The following is a 20,709-nucleotide window of genomic DNA, read 5'->3' as shown; positions in this document are numbered from 1 at the left end:
GTTCTTTGACGTGAGCGATAACGATACCCATTATGCGCACTGCCTGACGGTGCTTCGCGACACCGATCGCGACCGCTATCTCGCCTGCCTTCTGGCGCCCGCTGAAAAGCGAGGCGCCCTTGCCGCCCTCTATGCCTTTAATGCCGAGCTCGCCCGGGTGCGCGATGTCGTGCGCGAGGCGCTGCCCGGAGAAATCCGCCTGCAATGGTGGCGGGATCTTCTCGAGGGTGAAGCGGATGGCGATGCGTCGGCCAATCCGCTGGCGGCCGGCCTTCTGGCCTGCGTACGGGAACATCGTCTGCCGGTCGGCGTGCTGACCGATATGATCGAGGCCCGCATCTTCGACGTCTACAACGACCCGATGGAGAGCCGTTCCGCTTTTGAAGGTTATGCGGGCGAAACGGCCTCGGCACTCATCCAGCTTGCAAGCCTGGTGCTCGATCCGGCAAACGCGCCGAAGTCTGCCGACGCTGCAGGCCATGCCGGCGTGGCGCAGACAGTGGCCGGTGCTCTGCTGATGCTGCCGATCCATCGCCGGCGCGGACAGGTTTATCTGCCTGCGGATTTGCTCGCGGCGACCGGCCTGTCGCCCGAGGCGCTGCTTGCGGGTGACGACAAAGCCGCCGCCAGGCGCGCGATCGAGGCATTTGCGGGCCTCGGCCGGGAACATCTGGCCAAGGCGCGTGCGGCAAACGGTGTGTCAGTGGGCAACCGTCCGGCATTCCTGCCCATTGCGCTCGTGCCGCATATTCTCGATGCCGCCGAAAAGGCCGGGGCGGATGTACTCGAAGGCTCGCTCCAACCGGCGCAATGGCGACGGCAATGGTGGATGTGGCGGGCGCTGCGGCGTGGTCCTTTGTGACACGTCCGGCCGGAACCGTTTGGCGCCCGCTGCCGTTTCATTTGACGAGACGCACAACTGGCGCAAGCCTCGTTCGTTAGAGAAGGCGAATGTTATCGGCGCGGGGGAGTTCACGCCATGCTCTGGACCATCACGATCGCCTGCCTGTTTCTGGCGGGGCTGATTTTTCGTCACGCGTTTCATCGCGATGAACGTGAAAAAGCCGAGAACGATTCCGGGTTGGCGATCTTGGAGTTCGGCCGGGCTTTTCCCGATGAGGCGATCCGCGACGTCGTGACCACGGCAAATGGCAGGACCGTGTTCCTGCGCCTGCACGATGGGAAGGCCGGATGCATGAACGCACACGGCCTGCACTACACTTGCCATCTCATCGAGCCGGGCACGGTGCGTGTCGAAAGCGCCGGCCCGCGGCGGCTTTCCGTGACATTCGCCAACGCTGCCTTCGAGGGCGGCACATTCGAGTTCCGCAATGAGCAGCAGGCCGCGGAGGTCTCGCTTTGGCTGCTGGGAAGCTTCAGGCCGATGGCCGCACCCACCGGCGAGCGGGCACAGCAACAGCCGATCTGACCCTCAAATCAGTCTTTCAGCCAGCGGGCGCAATCGTCCAGCGCGCGTGCGGCGGTCGCATGCTTCTTGGCGATTGCCTTGTCCTTGCCACGGAAACGCTTCATGCCCTCGGGCTTTGTCACCGTTCCCGGCTCCAGCGGCGGGAACAGGCCGAAATTGATGTTCATGGGCTGGAAGGAACGTTTGCCCGGCTCATCATCCGACACGATATGCCCGCCGGTGATGTGGTTAAGCAGCGCGCCGAAGGCCGTGGTTTCCGGCGGAAGGGCAGGAGCGTGGCCTTGGCGCTCGGCGGCGGCGAAGCGGCCGGCAAGCAGCCCGATGCTCGCGCTTTCCACATAACCCTCGCAGCCAGTGATCTGGCCGGCAAAGCGAAGCCCCGGACGGCCCTTCAGCGTTAGCGACCGGTCGAGCAGCGTGGGGGAGTTGATATAGGTATTGCGGTGCAGCCCGCCGAGGCGTGCAAATTCCGCGTTCTCGAGGCCCGGGATCAGCCGGAAGATTTCCGCCTGCGCACCATATTTCAGCTTCGTCTGGAAACCGACCATGTTGTAGAGCGTGCCAAGCGCATTATCCTGGCGCAGCTGAACGACCGCATAAGGTTTTACCGTCGGGTTATGCGCATTGGTCAGCCCCATCGGCTTCATCGGGCCGTGGCGTAGCGTCTCACGGCCACGTTCCGCCATCACCTCGATCGGCAGGCACCCGTCGAAATAAGGTGTGCCCTCCCATTCCTTGAAGCCGGTCGTGTCGCCGGCGATCAGAGCGTCGATGAACGCGTTGTACTGCGCCTCATCCAACGGGCAGTTGATATAGTCCTTGCCCGTGCCGCCGGGCCCGACCTTGTCATAGCGCGACTGATACCAGCAGATATCCATGTCGATGCTCGCCGTATGCACGATCGGCGCTATGGCGTCGAAGAAGGCGAGCGAATCGGCACCGGTCCGCGCCTGGATGGCTTCGGCCAGCGAAGGGGCAGTGAGCGGGCCGGTCGCGATAATGGCCTGATCCCATTCCTCGGGCGGAAGCCCTGTCACTTCCTCGCGTGTGATGGTGATGAGCGGGTGGCTTTCGAGTGCAGCCGTCACGGCGTTGGAGAAGCCGTCGCGATCGACCGCCAGCGCACCGCCGGCCGGGACCTGATTGGCATCAGCCGAGCGCATGATGAGCGAACCGGCCAGCCGCATTTCCGCATGCAGCACGCCGACGGCATTGCTCGTCGCGTCATCCGAGCGGAAGGAGTTCGAACAGACGAGTTCCGCCAGGCCGTCGGTCTTGTGCGCATCCGTGCCGCGAACGCCGCGCATTTCATGCAGGATGACGGGAATGCCGCTTTCGGCAATCTGCCAGGCGGCTTCCGAGCCAGCAAGGCCGCCACCGATGACATGGATGGGAGTGTGGGAAGAGGTCTTGGTCATGGCCGGTTCGTTACCATGGGCGACGGCGCAATTCCAAGGAAAAGCATGGAAATGAGGCATCATGCCCCCGGAATCAAAAACGGCACCCTGTGGTGCCGTTTGAAGCGTTCTCCGCGCGTCGCCGTTTCCGGCCGCAGCGGTGGAAACCGGCTATGAATTAGCGGAAGGAACGGGAAGCGATGTCACGAATGTCGTAACGGGTCAGGCCGATGTCCGAGAGCGTGTGGTTCGACAGGTTGCCGAGTTCGTTCAGGGTGCGGCGGTAGGAAATCCAGTTCTTTGCGATGCGGATCGGGTTCATGGTCGTGTCCTTGACGGGTTGTCCGGAGGCTTTCCCCCGGCGTTGGCGTTCATATACGCGACATCCCTGTTAATGTGCAGTGCAAAGAAAATGCAGCTGCTATGCATTTGTGCAATAAGACGATGAAGGATAGGGCAGTTGCTGCCGTTGCATGCGGAAGAGGCAGATAACGGCGCCATATCAGGCAGATACCAAAATGTGACTGCACCCTTGGGCTGTGTGCACCATGTCGTAGCCTATGATTTGCGACATTGTGCGACGCAAAAAGACGGACAAACGAAAACGCCCTCCGGCGAGAGCCGAAGGGCGTTCAATTTGCGACCCGATGGGTCCGCTCGGCTTAGATCGAAGCCTTGCGTGCGATATACGGGATATCGCTGCGGCCGATGCCGAGGTCACGAAGTTCGCGGTCGGACATGCGGCCGAGTTCGTTGACGGTCTGACGATACTTGCGCCAGTTGTTGAAAGAGCGTGCCAGGTTCATTTTCATACCCCTTTCATGGGCTTCGTACTGAGCGGCCGCTCGTCGTTGGCGCCGCCCTGATCTGTTGAGCCGGACTATACGCGGCGGCGGCGAAATGAACAGCGCTCGATTGTCACGGCACCCATGCGCTTATTGCATGTCAAGCGAAAATTTTGACAAAATTCTGGCCAAAAAAGGCCCTATCGCCACACTGGTAAACGCTCGCCATGCGAATCCGGTAGGAGTTCGCCTCAACCCAAAGGGCGATGCATGCGTCGGTGACGCGCAGGTGCGGGCCTGCTGGGAAGCCACACGATCTGGGTGTCTGACGTATCAAAAGGGGGGTAAAATAATAACGCCCGCTGGGGGAGGAGATCCAGCGGGCGTCATTGATATTGATTGGCAACTGGGAGGAGGAGTGTTGCCAATCGATCGAAGGGGCGCTGGGAGGAGGAGTGCGCCACTTCGAATTCCATCGATCGCCGTTTCCGGCAACCTGATCTTTCGGCATCATGCCGGGCCTGATCATCTGGCCTTTCCGCGCCCTGTCGCCTGCTGCGGCCCGGATCAGTACCGATCCGATGCTTGCAATATAGCCGCCTCATTCGGTTTTGTGCAGTGCAATATGATCATGGATGATATGCACTATCTGCATGTCAAAAAAACCGGGCTAAGTCGTCGCCTTAAGGCCAAATCTGCCATGGTTTTCTTTATGTTTCGTTAATCCTGCGCGCCAGTTCGAAAGGATTTCTACAGTTTCGCGGTCGCTTTGATGGATTTGTTTACTTTTGCCGTGACCGAGCATTTTCGTGCAGCCTATAGTGCTGCGATTGACAGGGCGGAATCGCGGCCCCGCGGGCTGATTGTCGAAAGGAACGGCAGGGAATGTACAGGAGTTGGTTGGAGCGCGACCTGAAAGCGTGGACTGGGCAAGGCCTGATCGATACGCAGACGGCAATGTTGCTCTTGAAAGAGTACGATTCCCGTCCGAGCTCTTTTAGTGCCGGTCGTGTGCTGATGGTCGTCGCGGCGCTTCTCTTCGCTGCAGCCGTCCTCCTGCTTGTCGCGGCCAACTGGGACGTCATCCCGCGGCTGGCAAGGCTGGCCGCCATCCTCGGCATCATCTGGGGAGCCTATCTCGGCGGTGCTGCGCTTATGGCGCGCGGTGCAGAGCGTCTTGCAGCAGCTTTTCTCGTGCTGGGTTCGCTATCCTTCGGCGGCGCCATCGCACTGGTAGGGCAGATGTATCACCTCTCGGGTGATGCGCTCCAGGCAGCGCTGGTTTGGTTCGGCGGTACGGTGGTGGCCGCCGTGCTTTTCCGTTCGGGCGCCGTGACCGTCGTCGCCGGCTTTCTCGCCTTCGGCGTGGCCGGAACCGACTGGACGCAGTCCTATTCCGCCGACCAGATGTTGCTGCTCTGGCTCATGCCGCTCATGGCCGTGATCGTCATAGCCCTCGCGCGCTACACCGACGCCGGCCGCGCACGCCATCTCGGCTATCTGCTGCTGGTCGCCTGGCTCGCCTTTATCTATAGCGAATATTCCACCGCTACGACGGCTATTGCCATCGTCGTCTTCGGCGCCGTTGCCTATCTCACCGCCGCTCTGCCGCCATCACCACTGCACGCGATTGCCCGCAGCGCCGGTGCGGCGCCCGCTTTCTACGGCTATCTCGTGCTGATGCTCGGTCTCGTGGTTCTGCATGTCGAGTTTGATGCGGAGGGCGAACGTCTGGCCGTCGGCATCGTTACACTCGGCGCGGCGATCGCAGGCATCGCGCTTTCCGGCAAGGAAAACGGTGCGGTCCGTTATCTCGGATACGTGGCCTTCGCGGTGGAAACACTCTATCTCGCTTCAGAGACGATCGGCTCGATCATCGGTACTTCCGGCTTCTTCCTCGTGTCCGGCCTTGTGGTCGCCGTCATCGCCTGGGCGGTGATCGCGCTGGAGCGTCGCCTTGCGTCAACCGAAGACAAGGCGGAGGCCTGACATGACCCTGTCCCGTTCCTTCCGCCTTTCGCCGTTGGTCGCCGGTATCATCGTTGCCGTGCTCCAGACGGGCGTGATCGGCTATATGGTCGAAAGCCGGGCTGCCATCCTGCGCAACGGTGCAGATATCCGCTTGAAAACGAGCCCGGTCGATCCGCGCGACCTGCTGCGCGGCGACTATGTCATCCTGTCCTATCCGATCTCCACCATTTCGAAATCTATCGTCACGGGCGATATTGCGCCGGATGGAACGCGCGCTCGCCTTTCCGTGCGCCTCAAACCCGACGCCGACGGCCTTTGGAATGCCACGGAAGCGCGCTTTGCTGACATGGCGCCTGAGAATGGTTCGGTCATCCTGCGCACGCTGCCCTTCGTTTTCAATACCTACGGCGCCGGCGAGATGCCCGATACGCTCTTTGTACAATACGGTCTCGAACGCTACTATGTGCCCGAAGGCGAGGGCAGGGCACTGGAAAATGCCCGCAACGCGGAGGAGCTGGAAGTGGAGGCGCGGGTTTCGCACGATGGTACGCCGCAGATCGCGCGGCTGCTGTTGCGAGGAGAGCCCGTCTATGACGAACCGCTCTATTGAGCCGAAGCGCCGGAAGAACGGTCATTTATGTGTCATTTTTCCTTTGATCCCTGCAAAACGGATGATATAGAGACGCCGCGCTCGGAAGGCGCCACTGGAGCGGCCCGGCCGCCTGTGGACAGCGGTTTCTGAGACGCGGGTATGGTGAAATTGGTAGACACGCCAGATTTAGGTTCTGGTGCCGCAAGGCGTGGGAGTTCAAGTCTCTCTACCCGCACCAGAACCACCAAACGTGGAAACCGGACGGTTCCGCGGGGTGTGGAATATTAGAGCGCGCCATTTTGCTTGCCAAAAGGCCACCGAATTCAGTAAAGCCACTGCCGGCAAATGGACCGGCGGGGTGTTCGCCATAACCGGCAGCCCGGTTTGAACACCGCCAACTCGAAATGAAGGTTTGAACATGCAGGTTATCGAAACGCTCGCTGAAGGGCTGAAGCGCGAAATCAAGGTCGTCATTCCGGCCAAGGACATGGAAGCTCAGATGAACGAGCGTCTTGAGGACGTGAAGGGCCGTGTCCGCATCAACGGCTTCCGTCCGGGCAAGGTGCCGTTCGCACACCTCAAGAAGATGTACGGCAAGTCTGTCATGGCTGAGCTGGTCAACGAGATCGTTCGCGACCGTCCGTCCGCCATTCTTTCCGAGCGCGGCGAGAAGTCTGCAACCCAGCCGGAAGTCGCGATGACCGAAGACCAGGCCGAAGCCGAGAAGATTCTCGCCGGCCAGGCCGATTTTGAGTTCACGCTTTCCTACGAAGTCATCCCGGCCATCGAGCTGAAGGACAATTCCGGCATCGCCGTAACGCGCGAAGTCGTGGAAATCGACGCCAAGGAAGTCGACGACCAGATCCTGCAGATCGCCGAAAGCGCACGTTCCTACGAAACCAAGAAGGGCAAGGCCGCCGACGGCGACCGCGTCACCATCGATTACCTCGGCAAGGTCGACGGCGAGGCCTTCGACGGCGGCAAGGACGAAGACGCGGAACTGGTTCTCGGCTCCAACCGCTTCATCCCGGGCTTCGAAGAGCAGCTCGTTGGCCTCAAGGCTGGCGACGAGAAGGTCATCACCGTGACCTTCCCGGCTGAGTATCCGGCTGCAAACCTTGCTGGCAAGGAAGCCACCTTCGACATCAAGGTCAAGGAAGTCGCTGCCGCAGCCGACATCGAGATCAACGACGACCTCGCCACGAAGCTCGGCCTCGAATCGGCTGACAAGCTGCGCGAAATCGTTCGCGGCCAGATCGAAAGCCAGTACGGCTCGGTCACGCGCCAGAAGGTCAAGCGCCAGATTCTCGACCAGCTCGACGAGATGTACAAGTTCGACACGCCCGAGCGCCTGGTTGACGCCGAGTTCGAAAACATCTGGCGCCAGATCAACACGGACCTCCAGCAGTCCGGCAAGACCTTCGCTGACGAAGACACCACGGAAGAAGCCGCTCGCGAAGAATACCGCAAGCTGGCCGAGCGCCGCGTCCGCCTCGGCCTCGTGCTCTCGGAAATCGGCGAGAAGGCCGGCGTTCAGGTTTCGGACGAGGAAATGCAGCAGTCGCTCTATCAGCAGCTGCGCCAGTTCCCCGGCCAGGAAAAGCAGATCCTCGAATACTTCCAGAAGACCCCGGGTGCCGCCGCTTCGCTGCGCGCGCCGATCTTCGAAGAAAAGGTCGTCGACCACCTGCTCGGCGAAATCAAGGTGACGGACAAGACCGTCTCCAAGGACGAGCTGATGGCTGACGACGAGGAAGGTTCCGAGAAGGACGCCAAGAAGGCTGCGCCGAAGAAGAAGGCTGCTGCCAAAACTGAAGCTGCCGAAGGCGAAGAAGCCTCTCCGAAGAAGAAGGCTCCGGCCAAAAAGAAGGCCGCTGAAGGCGACGCGGAATAATCATCCGGCGAAGGGTTTTGACCCTTCACAATGCCAATAGAATGCAAAACGCCCGCGATATCATCGCGGGCGTTTTTTATTGGATCAAGGTCTGACGTTTAGCGCGAATAGGGCGAGACGCAGCTTTTGCGCGGACCGTTGTTCGGCTGGAACGTATTGTCGTAGGCACGGTACGAACGGTAGCGGTTCGAGCACCAGTTGACGTGGGAGCCGCTCACATCGCGGTCACGGGACACCGCACCGCCGATTGCCGCGCCCAGGCCGAAGGCAGCCAGCGGGTACCACCAGCCATCGGAGTGGCGACGATAGCCGGGGCGGCGGTCGCGATAACCGCGGTGGCCGTGCCAGCGCCGCTCTGCCCTGTCGCGACGGTGCATGCGTTCACGACGCTCATAGCGATACTGCACCTGTTCGACGGTGGACGCCGAAGGAACTGGGACGTTCGGGAACGTGATCGCTTGCGCCGGCACGAAGGAGGTTAGCGCCACGGCGATGGAGAGGGCGCCTGTGGCGAAAATGGACTTGAGTTTGTGCATGATGAAACCTTTCCTGCTTGGTTGCGGTGTCAACGCGCAAGGCAGGTGTAGGTTCCGCATGGCCGCAACCTTGTGTCCTTGGTCGATACCCGGCGAGCACGCAAAAAAAACGGGCTGGTCTGCCGTGAGGCTCGCCAACCCGTTCCGATAAAACGCGGATCAGGGTTCGGGGTACAGGGGCTGTCGCCATGATCCGGCTGCATCTCCGGATCACCTGTGAGATAGATCATGCCGGATTGCGGTTTTCTCGATTGACATAATGCGTGTGTTTTTTGACAATTTCCGCATGATCAAAGAATTGCCGCAACTGGGACCGCTCGACGTCACCATCGTTCTCCTGCCGGAATCGTCGATCATGTCGCTCGCTTCCGTGCTGGATCCCATGCGCGCGGCCAACCGCGTGGTGCCGGAACCCGTGTTCCGCTGGACAATTCTTTCGCCGGAGGGGCAGCCGGTGCTGCTGACCTGTGGGGTGGAAGTGCGGGTCGACGGCGCATTCGCCGATGTGACGAGCGGCGATGCCTTACTCCTGATCGCAGGCTTCAACCAGGATCGCCATGCCGGACGGTCTTTCGTTGCGCGGCTAAAGAAAGTGGCGAGGCGCTTCGGGATTGTCGCGGGCATCGAGTCCGGTTGCTGGCTGCTGGCGCGATCCGGCCTTTTGGATGGACGGGACGCAACGGCGCACTGGGAGGAACTGGAGGATTTTGCCGCCGCTTTTCCGGCGCTCAACGTGCGGGCGGACCGCTTCGTCACGGACGGTCCGCTGTGGACGTCAGGTGGTGCTTCTCCGACCTTCGACATGATGTTGCATCTCGTGCGCGAGCGGTTCGGTTCCGCGGTCGCACTGGATGTGGCCAGTGTGTTCGTCTACGACGAGACCCATGCGGCCACCGATGCCCAGCCGCTCGTATCATTGGGCCGCCTCGGCGAGCACAGGCCCGAACTTGCGGCCGCGATCCGTCTGATGGAGCGCACTATCGACCGGCCGCTGACGATCGCCGCGCTGGCGCGCCGCCTCGGGTTTTCCACGCGAAAACTCGAGACGCTGTTCGTTGGCGGGCTAGGTGCGGCGCCAGGAAAATATTATCTGCGCCTGCGGTTGACGGCAGCACAGCGCCTGGTGCGCGATACGCCGCTCTCCATGCAGGAGGTGGCGTTGCGCAGCGGCTTCGACAGCCTCTCCGCCTTCTCGCGCGCCTTCCGCAATCATTTCGGCGCAAGCCCGCTGAAGTTCCGGATGGGACTTCGCACGAAATGAAGCGTAGCGGGCAAGAAAAAAGGCGGGCATTCAGCCCGCCTTCTTCGGAATCGGATAGAGATCCGCTTAGTGGAGGATCTGGCTGAGGAACAGCTTGGTGCGCTCGTGCTGCGGATTGTCGAAGAATTCCGCAGGTGCGTTCTCCTCGACGATCTGGCCCTGGTCCATGAAGATTACGCGGTTGGCGACCTGGCGGGCAAAGCCCATTTCATGGGTCACGCACAGCATGGTCATGCCTTCTTCCGCCAGCGAGACCATTGTGTCGAGCACTTCCTTGACCATTTCCGGGTCGAGCGCCGAGGTTGGCTCGTCGAACAGCATGATCTTCGGCTTCATGCACAGCGAGCGGGCGATTGCCACGCGCTGCTGCTGGCCACCAGAAAGCTGGCCCGGATATTTGTTCGCCTGTTCGGGGATCTTGACGCGCGTGAGATAGTGCATCGCGATTTCCTCCGCTTCCTTCTTCGGCATCTTGCGCACCCAGATCGGCGCGAGCGTGCAGTTCTCGAGGATGGTCAGGTGCGGGAAGAGGTTGAAGTGCTGGAACACCATGCCGACTTCGCGACGGACCTCATCGATTTTCTTAAGGTCGTTCGTCAGCTCGATGCCGTCGACGATGATCTGACCCTTCTGGTGCTCTTCCAGACGGTTGATGCAGCGGATCATTGTCGACTTGCCGGAACCCGACGGTCCCGCGATAACGATGCGCTCGCCCTTCATGACCTTGAGATTGATATCGCGCAGCACATGGAAATCGCCGTACCACTTGTTCATGTTGATGATCTCGACGGCGGCATCCGTGGCCGAAACAGTCATCTTTTGTGCATTGGCTTGGTTGGCCATTTGTGTTTCCTCTCAGTTATCTCTTATGGCCCTTGTCGAGCCGGCGTTCCACGAAAGCCGAATAGCGCGACATGCCGAAGCAGAAAATCCAGAATACGAAGCCGGCGAAGATAAGGCCCGTGAGCGGCGTGACAGGAGTGATCCAGCCCGAATCGCCGAAGCTTGCCTTCACGATGCCGAGCAGATCGTACATCGAGATGATGGTGACGAGCGAGGTATCCTTGAACATGCCGATGAAGGTGTTCACGATCCCCGGGATAACGAGCTTGATGGCCTGCGGAAGCACGATGAAGGTCATCTTGTGAAAGTAGTTTAGACCAAGCGCATCGGCTGCTTCATACTGCCCTTTCGGAATGGCTTGAAGACCGCCGCGGATAACCTCCGCCATATAGGCGGACGCGAAGATCGAGACACCGATCAGTGCACGCAGGAACTTGTCGATATTGTTGCCCGGCTCCAGGAACAGCGGCAGAAGCACGCTGGCCATGAACAGGACGGTGATCAGCGGCACGCCGCGGATCAGCTCGATGAAGCCGATGCAGACCATCTTCAGGATCGGCATGGACGACCGGCGTCCGAGCGCCAGTAGAATGCCGATCGGCAGCGACATGACGATACCGACGAAGGAGATGATGAGCGTCACCATCAGCCCGCCCCACAGCGACGTTTCGACGTAACGCAGGCCGAAGGAACCGCCGAGAAGCAGGAAATAAGCAACGATCGGCAGGGCGACGAGCAGCAGGAGCGCGTTGAGCCCCTTGCGCGGCACCTTCGGGATTAGGAAGGGCACGAGCAGCGCGACGAACATGCCGGCGACGAGAAGCGGTCGCCACAGCTGATCGCGCGGGTAGGAGCCGAACATGAACTGCACGAAACGATCGTTCACATAGGCCCAGCAGGCCCCGCTCCAGCCCGCCGGCAGCTGGCCGCCCTGGTCAGTCGTCAGGCAGGCGGTTCTGTCGGCCCCCGTCCAGACCGCCGAAACGAACAGCCAGTCGATGGCCTTCGGCAGGTAGTAGACGAGCACTGCAAGAGCAATCACCGTCAGAAGACTGTCCTTCCAGGAAGCGAAGAGGTTGTGACGGATCCAGGCAAGCACGGACGAATCCGAGCTCGGCGGCTTTTCCGCCTCGATGAACCCCTCGCGGACATAGGTAATGCTTTGGGACATCTTAGCGCTCCACCAGGGCCATCTTGGCGTTGAACCAGTTCATGAACAGCGAGGTGATGAGGCTGATCGATACATAGACCAGCATCCAGATCGCGATGATCTCGATGGACTTGCCCGACTGGTTGAGGATGGTACCGCCGACCGCGACAAGGTCGGCATAACCGACGGCGACGGCGAGCGACGAGTTCTTGATGAGGTTGAGATATTGCGAGGTAAGTGGCGGGATGATGATGCGCAAGGCCTGCGGCAGCACGACGAGGCGTGTCGTATGGCCGGCCCGCAGCCCGAGTGCGAAGGCAGCCTCGGACTGGCCCTTCGACACGCCACGGATGCCCGCCCGCACGATCTCGGCGATGAACGAGGCCGTGTAGAGAGAGAGAGCGAGATAAAGCGCCAGGAACTCAGGCCCGATCGACATGCCGCCGCGCATGTTGAACGACCCCGGAACGGCGTAATCCAGCGACAACGGGCTGCCCATGACGAGGAAGACGACGATCGGGAACAGCACGATCACGCCGAGATTGACCCAAAGGACCGGCGGACGCTTGCCCGTGGCCCGCTGGCGGGCATTGGCCCAGATCGTGAAGGCGATCGCTGCGATGATGCCGAGGATGAACGCCCCGACCACCGTGCCGAACCCTTCACCGAAAACCGGGGCGGGCATGTAGATGCCGCGGTTGGAGATGAAGAAGATGGCGTCCGGATTTTCCTCCAGATGCTGGAAGATCGACCGGATCGACGGCAGCAAGGCCAGAACGCCGAGATACCAGAAGAAGATGACCAGAAGCGGCGGAATGTTGCGGAAGATTTCCACGTAAACCGTGCAGAGCCGCGCGATCAGCCAGTTGTTCGACAGGCGCCCGACGCCAATGAGAAGGCCGACGATTGTCGCGGTGACGATGCCGGCGGCGGCAACCACCAGCGTGTTGAGCAGCCCGACTTGCAACGCGCGAAAATAGGTCGAGTCACTGGTATAGGCGATCAGCGTCTGTGCGATGTCGAAACCGGCGCGGCTGTTCAGAAAGCCGAAACCGGCTGACATGTTGGCGCGGGCGAGGTTCTGAACGACGTTGTTCCAGGCGTACCAGACCGCCGCGACGATCACGACAAGTGTAACGACCTGATAGAGCACGCTTCGCAGCGCAGGATTGTAGAGAAGCGAAACCTTCGGCGGTTCGCTGGACCCGTTTCGGGCGTCCGCAAGAGCCATGCAAGTCCCCTGACATTGTGTTCGCCCTGTTTTCCGGGCGTTGTTTTAAAAAGGGAGGGCAATGGCTTGCCCTCCCGAAGCGGTGTCGTCCGGTGTTAGCGGATCGGCGGGGCGTACTGCAGTCCACCCTTCGTCCACTGGGCGTTCAGCCCACGCGCGATCTTGAGCGGGGAGCCTTCGCCGACATTGCGCTCGAAGGATTCGCCATAGTTGCCGACGGCCTTGATGATCTGCACGGCCCAGTCCTTCGGCACGCCGAGGTCTGCACCGATGGTCGAATCGGCTTCTTCACCGAGGAAGCGCTTGATGTCCGGGTTCGCGGAAGTCTTCATTTCCTCGACATTCGCCTGCGTGATGCCGAACTCCTCGGCAGCCACCATCGCGTAGTGCGACCAGCTGACGATGTCGAGCCACTTGGAATCGTTCTGGCGAACGGCCGGGCCGAGCGGCTCCTTGGAGATGATTTCCGGCAGAACCATATGGTCGTCCGGGTTGGCCATCTTCAGGCGGATCGAGTAAAGGCCGGAGGCGTCCGTCGTGTAGGCGTCGCAACGGCCGGCATTGTAGGCAGCGTCGGCTTCATCCTGGGCTTCGAAAACGACAGGCTTGAAGTCCATGTTGTTCGAGCGGAAGTAGTCGGCGAGATTCAGTTCGGTCGTGGTGCCGGACTGGACGCAAACGGAAGCGCCCGACAGTTCCAGGGCAGACTTAACGCCGAGCTCCTTCTTCACCATGAAGCCCTGGCCGTCATAGTAGTTGACGGCGCGGAAATCGAAACCGAGCTGCGTGTCGCGACTGATGCTCCACGTGGTGTTGCGCGCGAGAAGATCGATTTCGCCCGACTGAAGTGCGGGGAAGCGGTCCTTGGCCGAAAGAGGGGTGTACTTTACCTTGGTGGCGTCGCCGAAGACGGCAGCCGCCACGGCCTTGCAGAGATCTACGTCGAGGCCGGTCCAGTTGCCCTGCGAATCCTGCGCGCCGAAGCCGGCGAGGTTCGAGCCGTTGACGCCGCACTGGACGAAGCCCTTTGCTTTTACGTCAGACAGTGTGTCGGCCTGAGATGCTGTAGCGCCAAACCCCAGTACGGCGGCACCAACGAGCGCCGTCACAATTTTTTTTGCCATTTTTTACGACCTTTTTCTGTTGTCTTTGTCTTATCCGCAGGTCACGTGGTCCGGACGGACACGTATGCGGAACTCGCCACCCTCCCGGCGCGAGGTCGCTTATCTCATGCTCAAAATTTCGCAGGGTCAAGTGATACGGCCCATTTTCCATTCACTTCTCGAAATTTAAGGAAAATTGGCGCGGTTTTGGGCAAGGAAATGGGAATGGGTGCAGTCTCACGCCCAAAAAAGCTGCTTGCTGCAAATTTCAAGCGCTTTGGATTTAGCCTTCTTCGTCATCACGGGGTTGACCTCAAGGGGCTGCTGGCGAAAAGTCCGCCGGAGATAAACCTATTTGCATCGTTCGGATTGATCCATGAAAAACAAAGACGAAATCTTCGCCGGCGCCGGCGTGAATACCCGCCTTGCCCACGCCGGCAACAACCCGGCCGACTATTACGGTTTCGTCAATCCGCCGGTCGTGCATGCTTCCACAGTCCTCTTTCCCAATGCTGCGACCATGGAAAGCAGAGCGCAGAAATACACCTATGGCACGCGCGGAACGCCGACCACGGATGCGCTTTGTGCGGCGATCGACGAGCTGGAAGGTTCCGCCGGCACCATTCTCGTGCCCTCGGGGCTGGCGGCCGTGACCGTACCGTTCCTTGCCTATCTGTCGGCAGGCGACCACGCGCTGATCGTCGATTCCGTCTACAACCCCACACGCCGGTTCTGCGACACAATGCTGAAGCGGCTCGGCGTGACCGTGGAATATTACGATCCCTTGATCGGCGCTGACATCGAGACACTGATCCGCCCCAACACCAGGCTCGTGCATACGGAAGCCCCCGGCTCCAATACCTTCGAAATGCAGGATATTCCGGCTATCGCCGCCGTTGCGCACCGGCATGGCGCGGTTGTCACCATGGACAATACCTGGGCGACGCCGCTCTACTTCAAGCCGCTCGATTTCGGTGTCGACGTTTCCATTCATGCGGCCACGAAATATCCGGCCGGTCATTCCGATGTGCTGTTCGGCACGGTGTCGGCCAATGCCGCCCATTGGGAGCAACTGCACGAAACACAGATCACGCTGGGCACCTGCGCCTCTCCGGATGATTCCTACCAGGTGCTGCGCGGACTGCGTACGATGGGCGTGCGGCTGGAACGCCATCAGGAGAGTGCGCTGGAGCTGGCGCGCTGGCTGGAGGGCGTCGACGACGTTGCGCGCGTTCTTCATCCCGCGCTTCCGAGCTTTCCGGGACACGATCTCTGGAAGCGCGACTTCAAGGGTTCGAGCGGCATCTTCTCGATCGTGCTGAAGGGTGGCTCGAAGGATCGCTACAAGGCCAAGGCCCATGCGTTTCTCGATGCGCTCGGCATTTTCGGGCTCGGCTATTCCTGGGGTGGTTTCGAATGCCTCGCGGTGCATGTGAACCTCGACGATCGCCGTATCGCCAAGGCACCGGAAGGAGGCCCCGTGCTGCGCCTGCAGATCGGTCTTGAAGACGTGAAGGATATCAAGGCCGATATCGAACGCGGCCTCGCCGCCGCCCGGGCCGTTTGACCGTTTCACGCATCTCATACCGTCACTTGCCGGCGTTTTTGCCGCAGGTGACGTGTAGGATGCCGGATATCACTCCGGCGTGCGGTAGCCGTAGAGCCAGTCGAAATCGCCGGCAAGGCTTTCGGGCTTTCGCAACGACAGCACCAGATTGCGCGCGAGCGCGACGGGGCCGCGTGCGTGATAGGCAAAGCGATTGAAGGCGCCGCGGCTGCGGACTTTCGCGACCCGTTCCCGGCGGTCGCTCTCAAAGCGGTGAAGGGCCTGGGCAAGGTCCGTCGTCCCGGCAAGCCTGTTTGCCAGAAGTGCAGCATCCTCGATGGCCATGGCGGCGCCTTGTGCCGCAAAGGGTGTCATGGCGTGGGCAGCATCTCCGATGAGCACCGTCTTGTGGCCGTCCGCCCACGAACCATCGGCGCAGCCGAACAACGGCCAGACCAACGGATCGTTTGCAGCCGCAATCAGCCGTCTTAGATCGGCGTGCCAGCCGGAGAAGGCGTCGATCAGGCGCTTGCGGGCCGTGGCATCGCCCGTGCGGGACCAACCCTCCGGCGGTGCGTCAACCTGCTGGTGGATAGCAACGATGTTGAAAGCCCGCGTTTCCGACAATGGGTAGGCGACGAGATGGGCATGCGGGCCGAGAAAGGCCGTAACCGTGCGTGGATTGAGCAAGGCCGGTGCGCCATCGTAGGGCACCAGGAACCTCCAGGCGACATTGCCCGAATAGCGCGCGGGCAGGGCGCCCGGGACTGATCCGCGCAACCGCGACCACACACCGTCTGCCGCAATCACCAGATCGGTGTTCGCGACGGCGGCGGCCTCTTCGGCCGTTTCGATTCTCCGGCCGGTGACGAGCGTGCATAACGGTTCGCGGCTGACCGCGCCGAGAAGAACGGCCTGAAGCGAGGCGCGGTGGAGGACACCGTAGGGCGCTCCCCACCGAGCACGGGCGGCGCTGCCGGCGGGAACCGAAGCGAGCGGCGCGAGCGTGTGTCCCGAGGACAGCAGGATGTGGTCCGGCTCGCTCCAGCGTTGTTCAAGGTCTTTCAGAAGGCCGAGATCTGCCAGAATGCGCGACGCATTGGGCGAAAGCTGTAAGCCGGCGCCGACTTCCGCCAGCGTTGAAGCCTGTTCGACGATTTGCGACGCAATACCCTTGCGGGCGAGCGCAAGGGCCGCCGTCAGGCCGGCAATGCCGGCTCCGACGATTGTGACAGATTTTACCGGGGACATGATCGTGTCGGCCTTCTGGCCGTCACGCCGCCACCACGTTGGTGAAGGTGCAGCCTACCGGATTGGTCTGCGTGGCCTTCAGCGCGGGATTGTAGCGGTAGAGCGTCGAGCAATAGGGACAGACCTTCTCGTTGTCGTCGCCCATGTCGAGGAAGACGTGCGGATGGTCGTAAGGAATGGACGCGCCGACGCACATGAATTCCTTTACGCCGATCTCGATTGCGCTGTGGCCGCCGTCGTTCTGGAAATGGGGAATGCTGTGCCCAGCCATGTCATGCTCCGTGCAGGTCTGTTTTGTCGGCCGGACCATAATCATCTTCCGCGAGAATGTGTAGATGCAAAACCGTCGCGGAGAGGCAATGATCGTATCGCTACGGTGGTTTTCGTGCCGGACGCTCATACGCGAGCGTATTGGAGCGGGAAGTTTTCCGCGCCGGGCGTTTTCTCCGCGCGCAAACGGCGGTAAGAGCGGTTCGAGAAAACGAAAGACGGTCTCGCGATGAATATTGATCCTCCGCCCTTTTCCCGGTTCACCCACGAAGGTCTCGAACTGGCCTTTTTCGATGAGGGCGATCCCTCCGGCGATCCCGTGCTGCTGATTCACGGCTTCGCCTCCAGCGCCAATGTCAACTGGGTGTTTCCCGGCTGGCTGAAGACGTTGGGGGATGCTGGCTACCGCGTTATCGCGCTCGATAATCGCGGACACGGTGCCAGCGCCAAGCCGCACGAGCCCGCACTCTATACGCCGCCGCTGATGGCTGGCGATGCTGCGGCACTGCTCGATCATCTTGCGATCCCCGAAGCGCATGTTTTCGGCTATTCGATGGGTGCGCGCATCACGGCCTTCATGGCACTGGCCCATCCGCATCGGGTGCGATCCGTCGTCTTCGGTGGGCTCGGCATCGGCATGGTCGAAGGCGTGGGCGACTGGGATCCAATTGCAGACGCGCTGCTGGCGCCATCGCTTGACGACGTGACTCATGCTCGCGGTCGCATGTTCAGGGCCTTCGCCGACCAGACGAAATCCGACCGGCAGGCGCTTGCTGCCTGTATCATGACATCGCGCGACCTGCTGACGGAAGCCGATATGGCCCGTATCGACATGCCGGCCTTGATCGGGGTCGGCACGAAAGACGACATTGCCGGTGCGCCGCAGACCCTGGCGGCCCTCATGCCGGATGCGCGGGCGCTTGACATTCCCGGGCGCGACCACATGCTCGCGGTCGGCGACAAGGTGTTCAAGCGCGCGGTGCTGGATTTCTATGCGGAGATCGAAGGACGCTGAGGCGGCCTTCATGACAATGACGACCGGGGCATTTCGCTCGCCCTTGGTTTGTTCTATATATGGACGAGAATGACGACAAGGAGTGCGGCGATGGTCGCGACGAACGAACTGCGGGCTGCCGAGCGGCTCAAGGCTATGGATCCGATCTGGGACAGCCTGCGCGAGGAAGCACGTGTTGCCGCCCAGGCCGAGCCTCTGCTGGCTGCCTTCCTCTATTCGACAGTGCTGAACCACCACTCGCTTGAGGAAAGCGTCATCCATAGGGTCTGCGAGCGTCTCGATCATCCGGACCTGCAGGCCAATCTGCTGCACCAGATCTTCGACGAGATGCTGGAAGACTGGCCGGAGTGGGGCGGTATCCTGCGCGTCGATATTCAGGCGGTCTACGACCGTGATCCCGCATGCCTGCGGTTCCTCGATGCCGTGCTCTATTTCAAGGGGTTCCACGCCATCCAGACGCACCGTGTCGCCCACTGGCTCTACAACAACGGCCGGCGTGACCTCGCGCTTTACCTGCAAAGCCGCTCCTCCAGCGTCTTCCAGACGGATATCAATCCGGCCGCGCGCATCGGCAAGGGCATCTTCCTCGACCATGCGACGGGTCTGGTCGTGGGCGAGACGGCATCCATCGGGGACAACGTTTCGATCCTCCACAACGTCACGCTCGGTGGCACCGGAAAGGAAGGCGGCGACCGCCATCCCAAGATCGGTGACGGTGTCATGATCGGTGCTGGCGCGAAAATCCTCGGCAATATCCATATCGGCCATTGCTCGCGCATCGCTGCCGGTTCCGTCGTTCTCAAGCCCGTTCCGCCGAAATCGACCGTGGCGGGTGTGCCGGCGCGCGTGGTGGGCGAGGCGGGTTGCAACGAGCCGTCGCGTGCGATGGACCAGCTACTTGCGGCCTTCGATTACGATCTCTAGCGGCGCCGGCGAGGCGCCGCCTTGAACGCCTGAGCGCGGGAAAAGTCGGCTCGCACCTGCATTGAAGGGTTTACACGCCAGGGAGCAGGTGCGAGAAGCGCGGCACATCAAATCGTTGACGGAGACGTATCGTGACGCCGGAAGAAATCAGGAAGCTCGAGGCCTACTTCAAGCGCAATATCAACAAGGAGATTGTCGTGAAGGCCCGCCCGCGCAAAGATGAATCCGCCGAAGTCTATCTCGCCGACGAGTTCCTCGGCGTCATCTTCCGCGACGACGAAGACGGCGAACTGTCCTACAACTTCTCCATGGCGATCCTCGACATCGATCTCTGATCTCAAGGATTTCCCAAAAACAAGGCCCGGCTGCCCTTGGCGCCGGGCCTTTTGTTATTGTTTTTTGGCAAATTGGCTTTTGTCAGCGCCAATAATCATACCTATCGTCCAACGTCTTGCTTTGGTTATGGAATATTGCATTGCAGCATATACATTGACTTTTTTGTGCGCTGCATATATATATCAACCAAGTCACAAGGGACCAAAGGAGACTTCGATGTTCAATTTCGACGAGGCAAGCAAGAAGAACAAGGAAGCCATGGATACGTTCGTGAAGAGCTATACCAATCTCGCGCAGGGCTGGCAGGCGATCGCCACGGAAACCGCCGACTATTCCAAGAAGTCCTTCGAAAACAGCCTTGCCCATTTCGAAAAACTCTCGGGCGTAAAGAGCATCGAGACGGCCGTCGAACTGCAATCCGCATTCGTGAAGTCTTCCTATGAAGGCTTCGTCGCCGAAGCCACCAAGATCGGCGAGCTCTATGCCGATCTCGCCAAGGGCGCTTACAAGCCTTACGAAGCGCCGGTTGCCAAGGCCACCGCAGCAGCGAAGGCCGCAGTCGCCGCCTGAGGCCGACACGCCTTAATACGCGCATGACGTTCAACGACCGGCCGCGGGCAACCGCAGTCGGTCGTTTTCCGTTTCGGGGATTGCGCGAGGCTGGCGCGCTGGCGGCAAATTTCGCTATTTCCTTCGGATGGTCCGCGATTATGATTGCAGTGCGAAGCGAGGGTCTTACAATCGTGTGTCGAGACATTAGATAACACGTCGAGAGGCAACCTCGAGACGGACTACGCAGTCAGGGAATGAACAGGAAATGGAAGTGAGACGGGTTCGAATGCAGGATGGCGAAGACGGCGGCGATACTCCCGGCCGCAGCACGTCCGTCATTACCCGCACGAAGCCGAAGACCAAGAAGCCGAGTCTTTATCGCGTCCTGCTTCTGAATGACGACTACACGCCCATGGAGTTCGTGATCCACATTCTGGAACGTTTCTTCCAGAAGGACCGGGAAGCGGCCACGCGGATCATGCTTCATGTGCACAATCATGGCGTGGGCGAATGTGGTGTGTTCACCTACGAGGTTGCCGAAACCAAAGTGACACAGGTGATGGATTTCTCCCGCCAGCACCAGCACCCGCTGCAATGTGTCATGGAAAAGAAATGAGGAACCA

General features: G+C 60.7%; 23 protein-coding genes and 1 tRNA gene. 13 read left to right on the top strand and 11 right to left on the bottom strand.

Features of this window, described 5'->3' with window-relative positions; genetic code table 11:
• The first annotated feature begins 10 nt into the window (after window positions 1-10).
• Window positions 11-862 (top strand): phytoene/squalene synthase family protein, encoded by an 852-nt coding sequence (locus MKI86_RS01125; protein ID WP_241596043.1) that lies wholly within the window; start codon window positions 11-13, stop codon window positions 860-862.
• 117 nt (window positions 863-979) lie between these two features.
• On the top strand, window positions 980-1,429 hold the full coding sequence (locus tag MKI86_RS01120) for a hypothetical protein (RefSeq protein ID WP_241596040.1): 450 nt from the start codon (window positions 980-982) through the stop codon (window positions 1,427-1,429).
• A gap of 8 nt (window positions 1,430-1,437) precedes the next feature.
• Here MKI86_RS01120 and trmFO read toward each other — a convergent pair whose 3' ends face one another.
• The 4 genes from trmFO to MKI86_RS01100 all read right to left on the bottom strand — a co-directional run bounded on the left by trmFO (window position 1,438) and on the right by MKI86_RS01100 (window position 4,140).
• On the bottom strand, window positions 1,438-2,847 hold the full coding sequence (gene trmFO, locus MKI86_RS01115; protein ID WP_241596037.1) for a methylenetetrahydrofolate--tRNA-(uracil(54)-C(5))-methyltransferase (FADH(2)-oxidizing) TrmFO: 1,410 nt from the start codon (window positions 2,845-2,847) through the stop codon (window positions 1,438-1,440).
• 157 nt (window positions 2,848-3,004) lie between these two features.
• Window positions 3,005-3,148 carry a DUF1127 domain-containing protein gene (locus MKI86_RS01110; RefSeq protein WP_119258352.1) on the bottom strand — a complete coding sequence of 48 codons (144 nt, stop codon included), beginning with the start codon at window positions 3,146-3,148 and terminating at the stop codon, window positions 3,005-3,007.
• Window positions 3,149-3,488: 340 nt separating this feature from the next.
• Window positions 3,489-3,632, bottom strand: a complete 144-nt coding sequence (locus MKI86_RS01105) for a DUF1127 domain-containing protein (protein WP_069058672.1) — start codon at window positions 3,630-3,632, stop codon at window positions 3,489-3,491.
• 139 nt (window positions 3,633-3,771) lie between these two features.
• A complete protein-coding gene (locus MKI86_RS01100; protein ID WP_241596034.1) occupies window positions 3,772-4,140 on the bottom strand; it encodes a hypothetical protein in 369 nt (122 codons plus the stop codon).
• Between the two features lie 356 nt (window positions 4,141-4,496).
• Between MKI86_RS01100 and MKI86_RS01095 the strand changes: the two genes are divergently transcribed.
• The 4 genes from MKI86_RS01095 to tig all read left to right on the top strand — a co-directional run bounded on the left by MKI86_RS01095 (window position 4,497) and on the right by tig (window position 8,068).
• On the top strand, window positions 4,497-5,600 hold the full coding sequence (locus MKI86_RS01095) for a DUF2157 domain-containing protein (RefSeq protein WP_241596031.1): 1,104 nt from the start codon (window positions 4,497-4,499) through the stop codon (window positions 5,598-5,600).
• Window position 5,601: 1 nt separating this feature from the next.
• Window positions 5,602-6,192: a GDYXXLXY domain-containing protein gene (locus MKI86_RS01090; protein ID WP_241596028.1), complete on the top strand. Its 591-nt coding sequence runs from the start codon at window positions 5,602-5,604 to the stop codon at window positions 6,190-6,192.
• Window positions 6,193-6,327: 135 nt separating this feature from the next.
• Window positions 6,328-6,412: transfer RNA gene (locus MKI86_RS01085), tRNA-Leu, on the top strand.
• 180 nt (window positions 6,413-6,592) lie between these two features.
• Window positions 6,593-8,068, top strand: coding sequence for a trigger factor (gene tig / locus MKI86_RS01080; RefSeq protein ID WP_241596026.1), 1,476 nt, complete (start codon window positions 6,593-6,595; stop codon window positions 8,066-8,068).
• A gap of 98 nt (window positions 8,069-8,166) precedes the next feature.
• Here tig and MKI86_RS01075 read toward each other — a convergent pair whose 3' ends face one another.
• Complete coding sequence (locus MKI86_RS01075) at window positions 8,167-8,604, bottom strand: BA14K family protein (RefSeq protein ID WP_241596023.1); 438 nt, start codon at window positions 8,602-8,604, stop codon at window positions 8,167-8,169.
• Window positions 8,605-8,890: 286 nt separating this feature from the next.
• On the opposite strand from MKI86_RS01075, the gene MKI86_RS01070 reads away from it, so the two are divergent.
• Entirely contained in the window at window positions 8,891-9,865 is a 975-nt protein-coding gene (locus tag MKI86_RS01070; RefSeq protein ID WP_241596020.1) for a GlxA family transcriptional regulator, read from the top strand.
• Window positions 9,866-9,931: 66 nt separating this feature from the next.
• Here MKI86_RS01070 and MKI86_RS01065 read toward each other — a convergent pair whose 3' ends face one another.
• The 4 genes from MKI86_RS01065 to MKI86_RS01050 form a co-directional block, all read right to left on the bottom strand.
• Entirely contained in the window at window positions 9,932-10,708 is a 777-nt protein-coding gene (locus MKI86_RS01065; protein WP_241596017.1) for an amino acid ABC transporter ATP-binding protein, read from the bottom strand.
• A 16-nt stretch (window positions 10,709-10,724) separates the two neighbouring features.
• Entirely contained in the window at window positions 10,725-11,879 is a 1,155-nt protein-coding gene (locus MKI86_RS01060; RefSeq protein ID WP_241596014.1) for an amino acid ABC transporter permease, read from the bottom strand.
• Between the two features lies 1 nt (window position 11,880).
• Complete coding sequence (locus MKI86_RS01055) at window positions 11,881-13,089, bottom strand: amino acid ABC transporter permease (protein ID WP_241596011.1); 1,209 nt, start codon at window positions 13,087-13,089, stop codon at window positions 11,881-11,883.
• Between the two features lie 95 nt (window positions 13,090-13,184).
• Entirely contained in the window at window positions 13,185-14,213 is a 1,029-nt protein-coding gene (locus MKI86_RS01050; protein ID WP_241596008.1) for an amino acid ABC transporter substrate-binding protein, read from the bottom strand.
• 355 nt (window positions 14,214-14,568) lie between these two features.
• Here MKI86_RS01050 and MKI86_RS01045 point away from each other — a divergent pair, with 355 nt between their 5' ends.
• Complete coding sequence (locus tag MKI86_RS01045) at window positions 14,569-15,759, top strand: cystathionine beta-lyase (protein ID WP_241596005.1); 1,191 nt, start codon at window positions 14,569-14,571, stop codon at window positions 15,757-15,759.
• Window positions 15,760-15,828: 69 nt separating this feature from the next.
• On the opposite strand, the gene MKI86_RS01040 is transcribed toward MKI86_RS01045, so the two are convergent.
• A complete protein-coding gene (locus MKI86_RS01040) occupies window positions 15,829-16,989 on the bottom strand; it encodes an FAD-dependent monooxygenase (protein WP_241596002.1) in 1,161 nt (386 codons plus the stop codon).
• 22 nt (window positions 16,990-17,011) lie between these two features.
• Complete coding sequence (locus tag MKI86_RS01035) at window positions 17,012-17,260, bottom strand: zinc-finger domain-containing protein (protein ID WP_134649122.1); 249 nt, start codon at window positions 17,258-17,260, stop codon at window positions 17,012-17,014.
• 228 nt (window positions 17,261-17,488) lie between these two features.
• Here MKI86_RS01035 and MKI86_RS01030 point away from each other — a divergent pair, with 228 nt between their 5' ends.
• From MKI86_RS01030 to clpS, 5 genes are all read left to right on the top strand, one after another.
• Complete coding sequence (locus tag MKI86_RS01030) at window positions 17,489-18,274, top strand: alpha/beta fold hydrolase (RefSeq protein ID WP_241595999.1); 786 nt, start codon at window positions 17,489-17,491, stop codon at window positions 18,272-18,274.
• A 90-nt stretch (window positions 18,275-18,364) separates the two neighbouring features.
• Window positions 18,365-19,198, top strand: coding sequence for a serine O-acetyltransferase (gene cysE / locus MKI86_RS01025; protein WP_241595996.1), 834 nt, complete (start codon window positions 18,365-18,367; stop codon window positions 19,196-19,198).
• 131 nt (window positions 19,199-19,329) lie between these two features.
• Window positions 19,330-19,533: a DUF3126 family protein gene (locus MKI86_RS01020; protein ID WP_241595993.1), complete on the top strand. Its 204-nt coding sequence runs from the start codon at window positions 19,330-19,332 to the stop codon at window positions 19,531-19,533.
• 217 nt (window positions 19,534-19,750) lie between these two features.
• Window positions 19,751-20,104, top strand: a complete 354-nt coding sequence (locus tag MKI86_RS01015; protein ID WP_241595990.1) for a phasin family protein — start codon at window positions 19,751-19,753, stop codon at window positions 20,102-20,104.
• A gap of 247 nt (window positions 20,105-20,351) precedes the next feature.
• Complete coding sequence (gene clpS, locus MKI86_RS01010; RefSeq protein WP_134649127.1) at window positions 20,352-20,702, top strand: ATP-dependent Clp protease adapter ClpS; 351 nt, start codon at window positions 20,352-20,354, stop codon at window positions 20,700-20,702.
• Window positions 20,703-20,709 lie beyond the last annotated feature (7 nt).

It is taken from the genome of Shinella sedimenti, from assembly GCF_022601905.1.
Taxonomy (GTDB): Bacteria; Pseudomonadota; Alphaproteobacteria; order Rhizobiales; family Rhizobiaceae; genus Shinella; species Shinella sedimenti.
The sequence above is the reverse complement of the archived record's forward strand: the minus strand, read 5'-3'. Positions and strand labels throughout refer to the sequence as shown.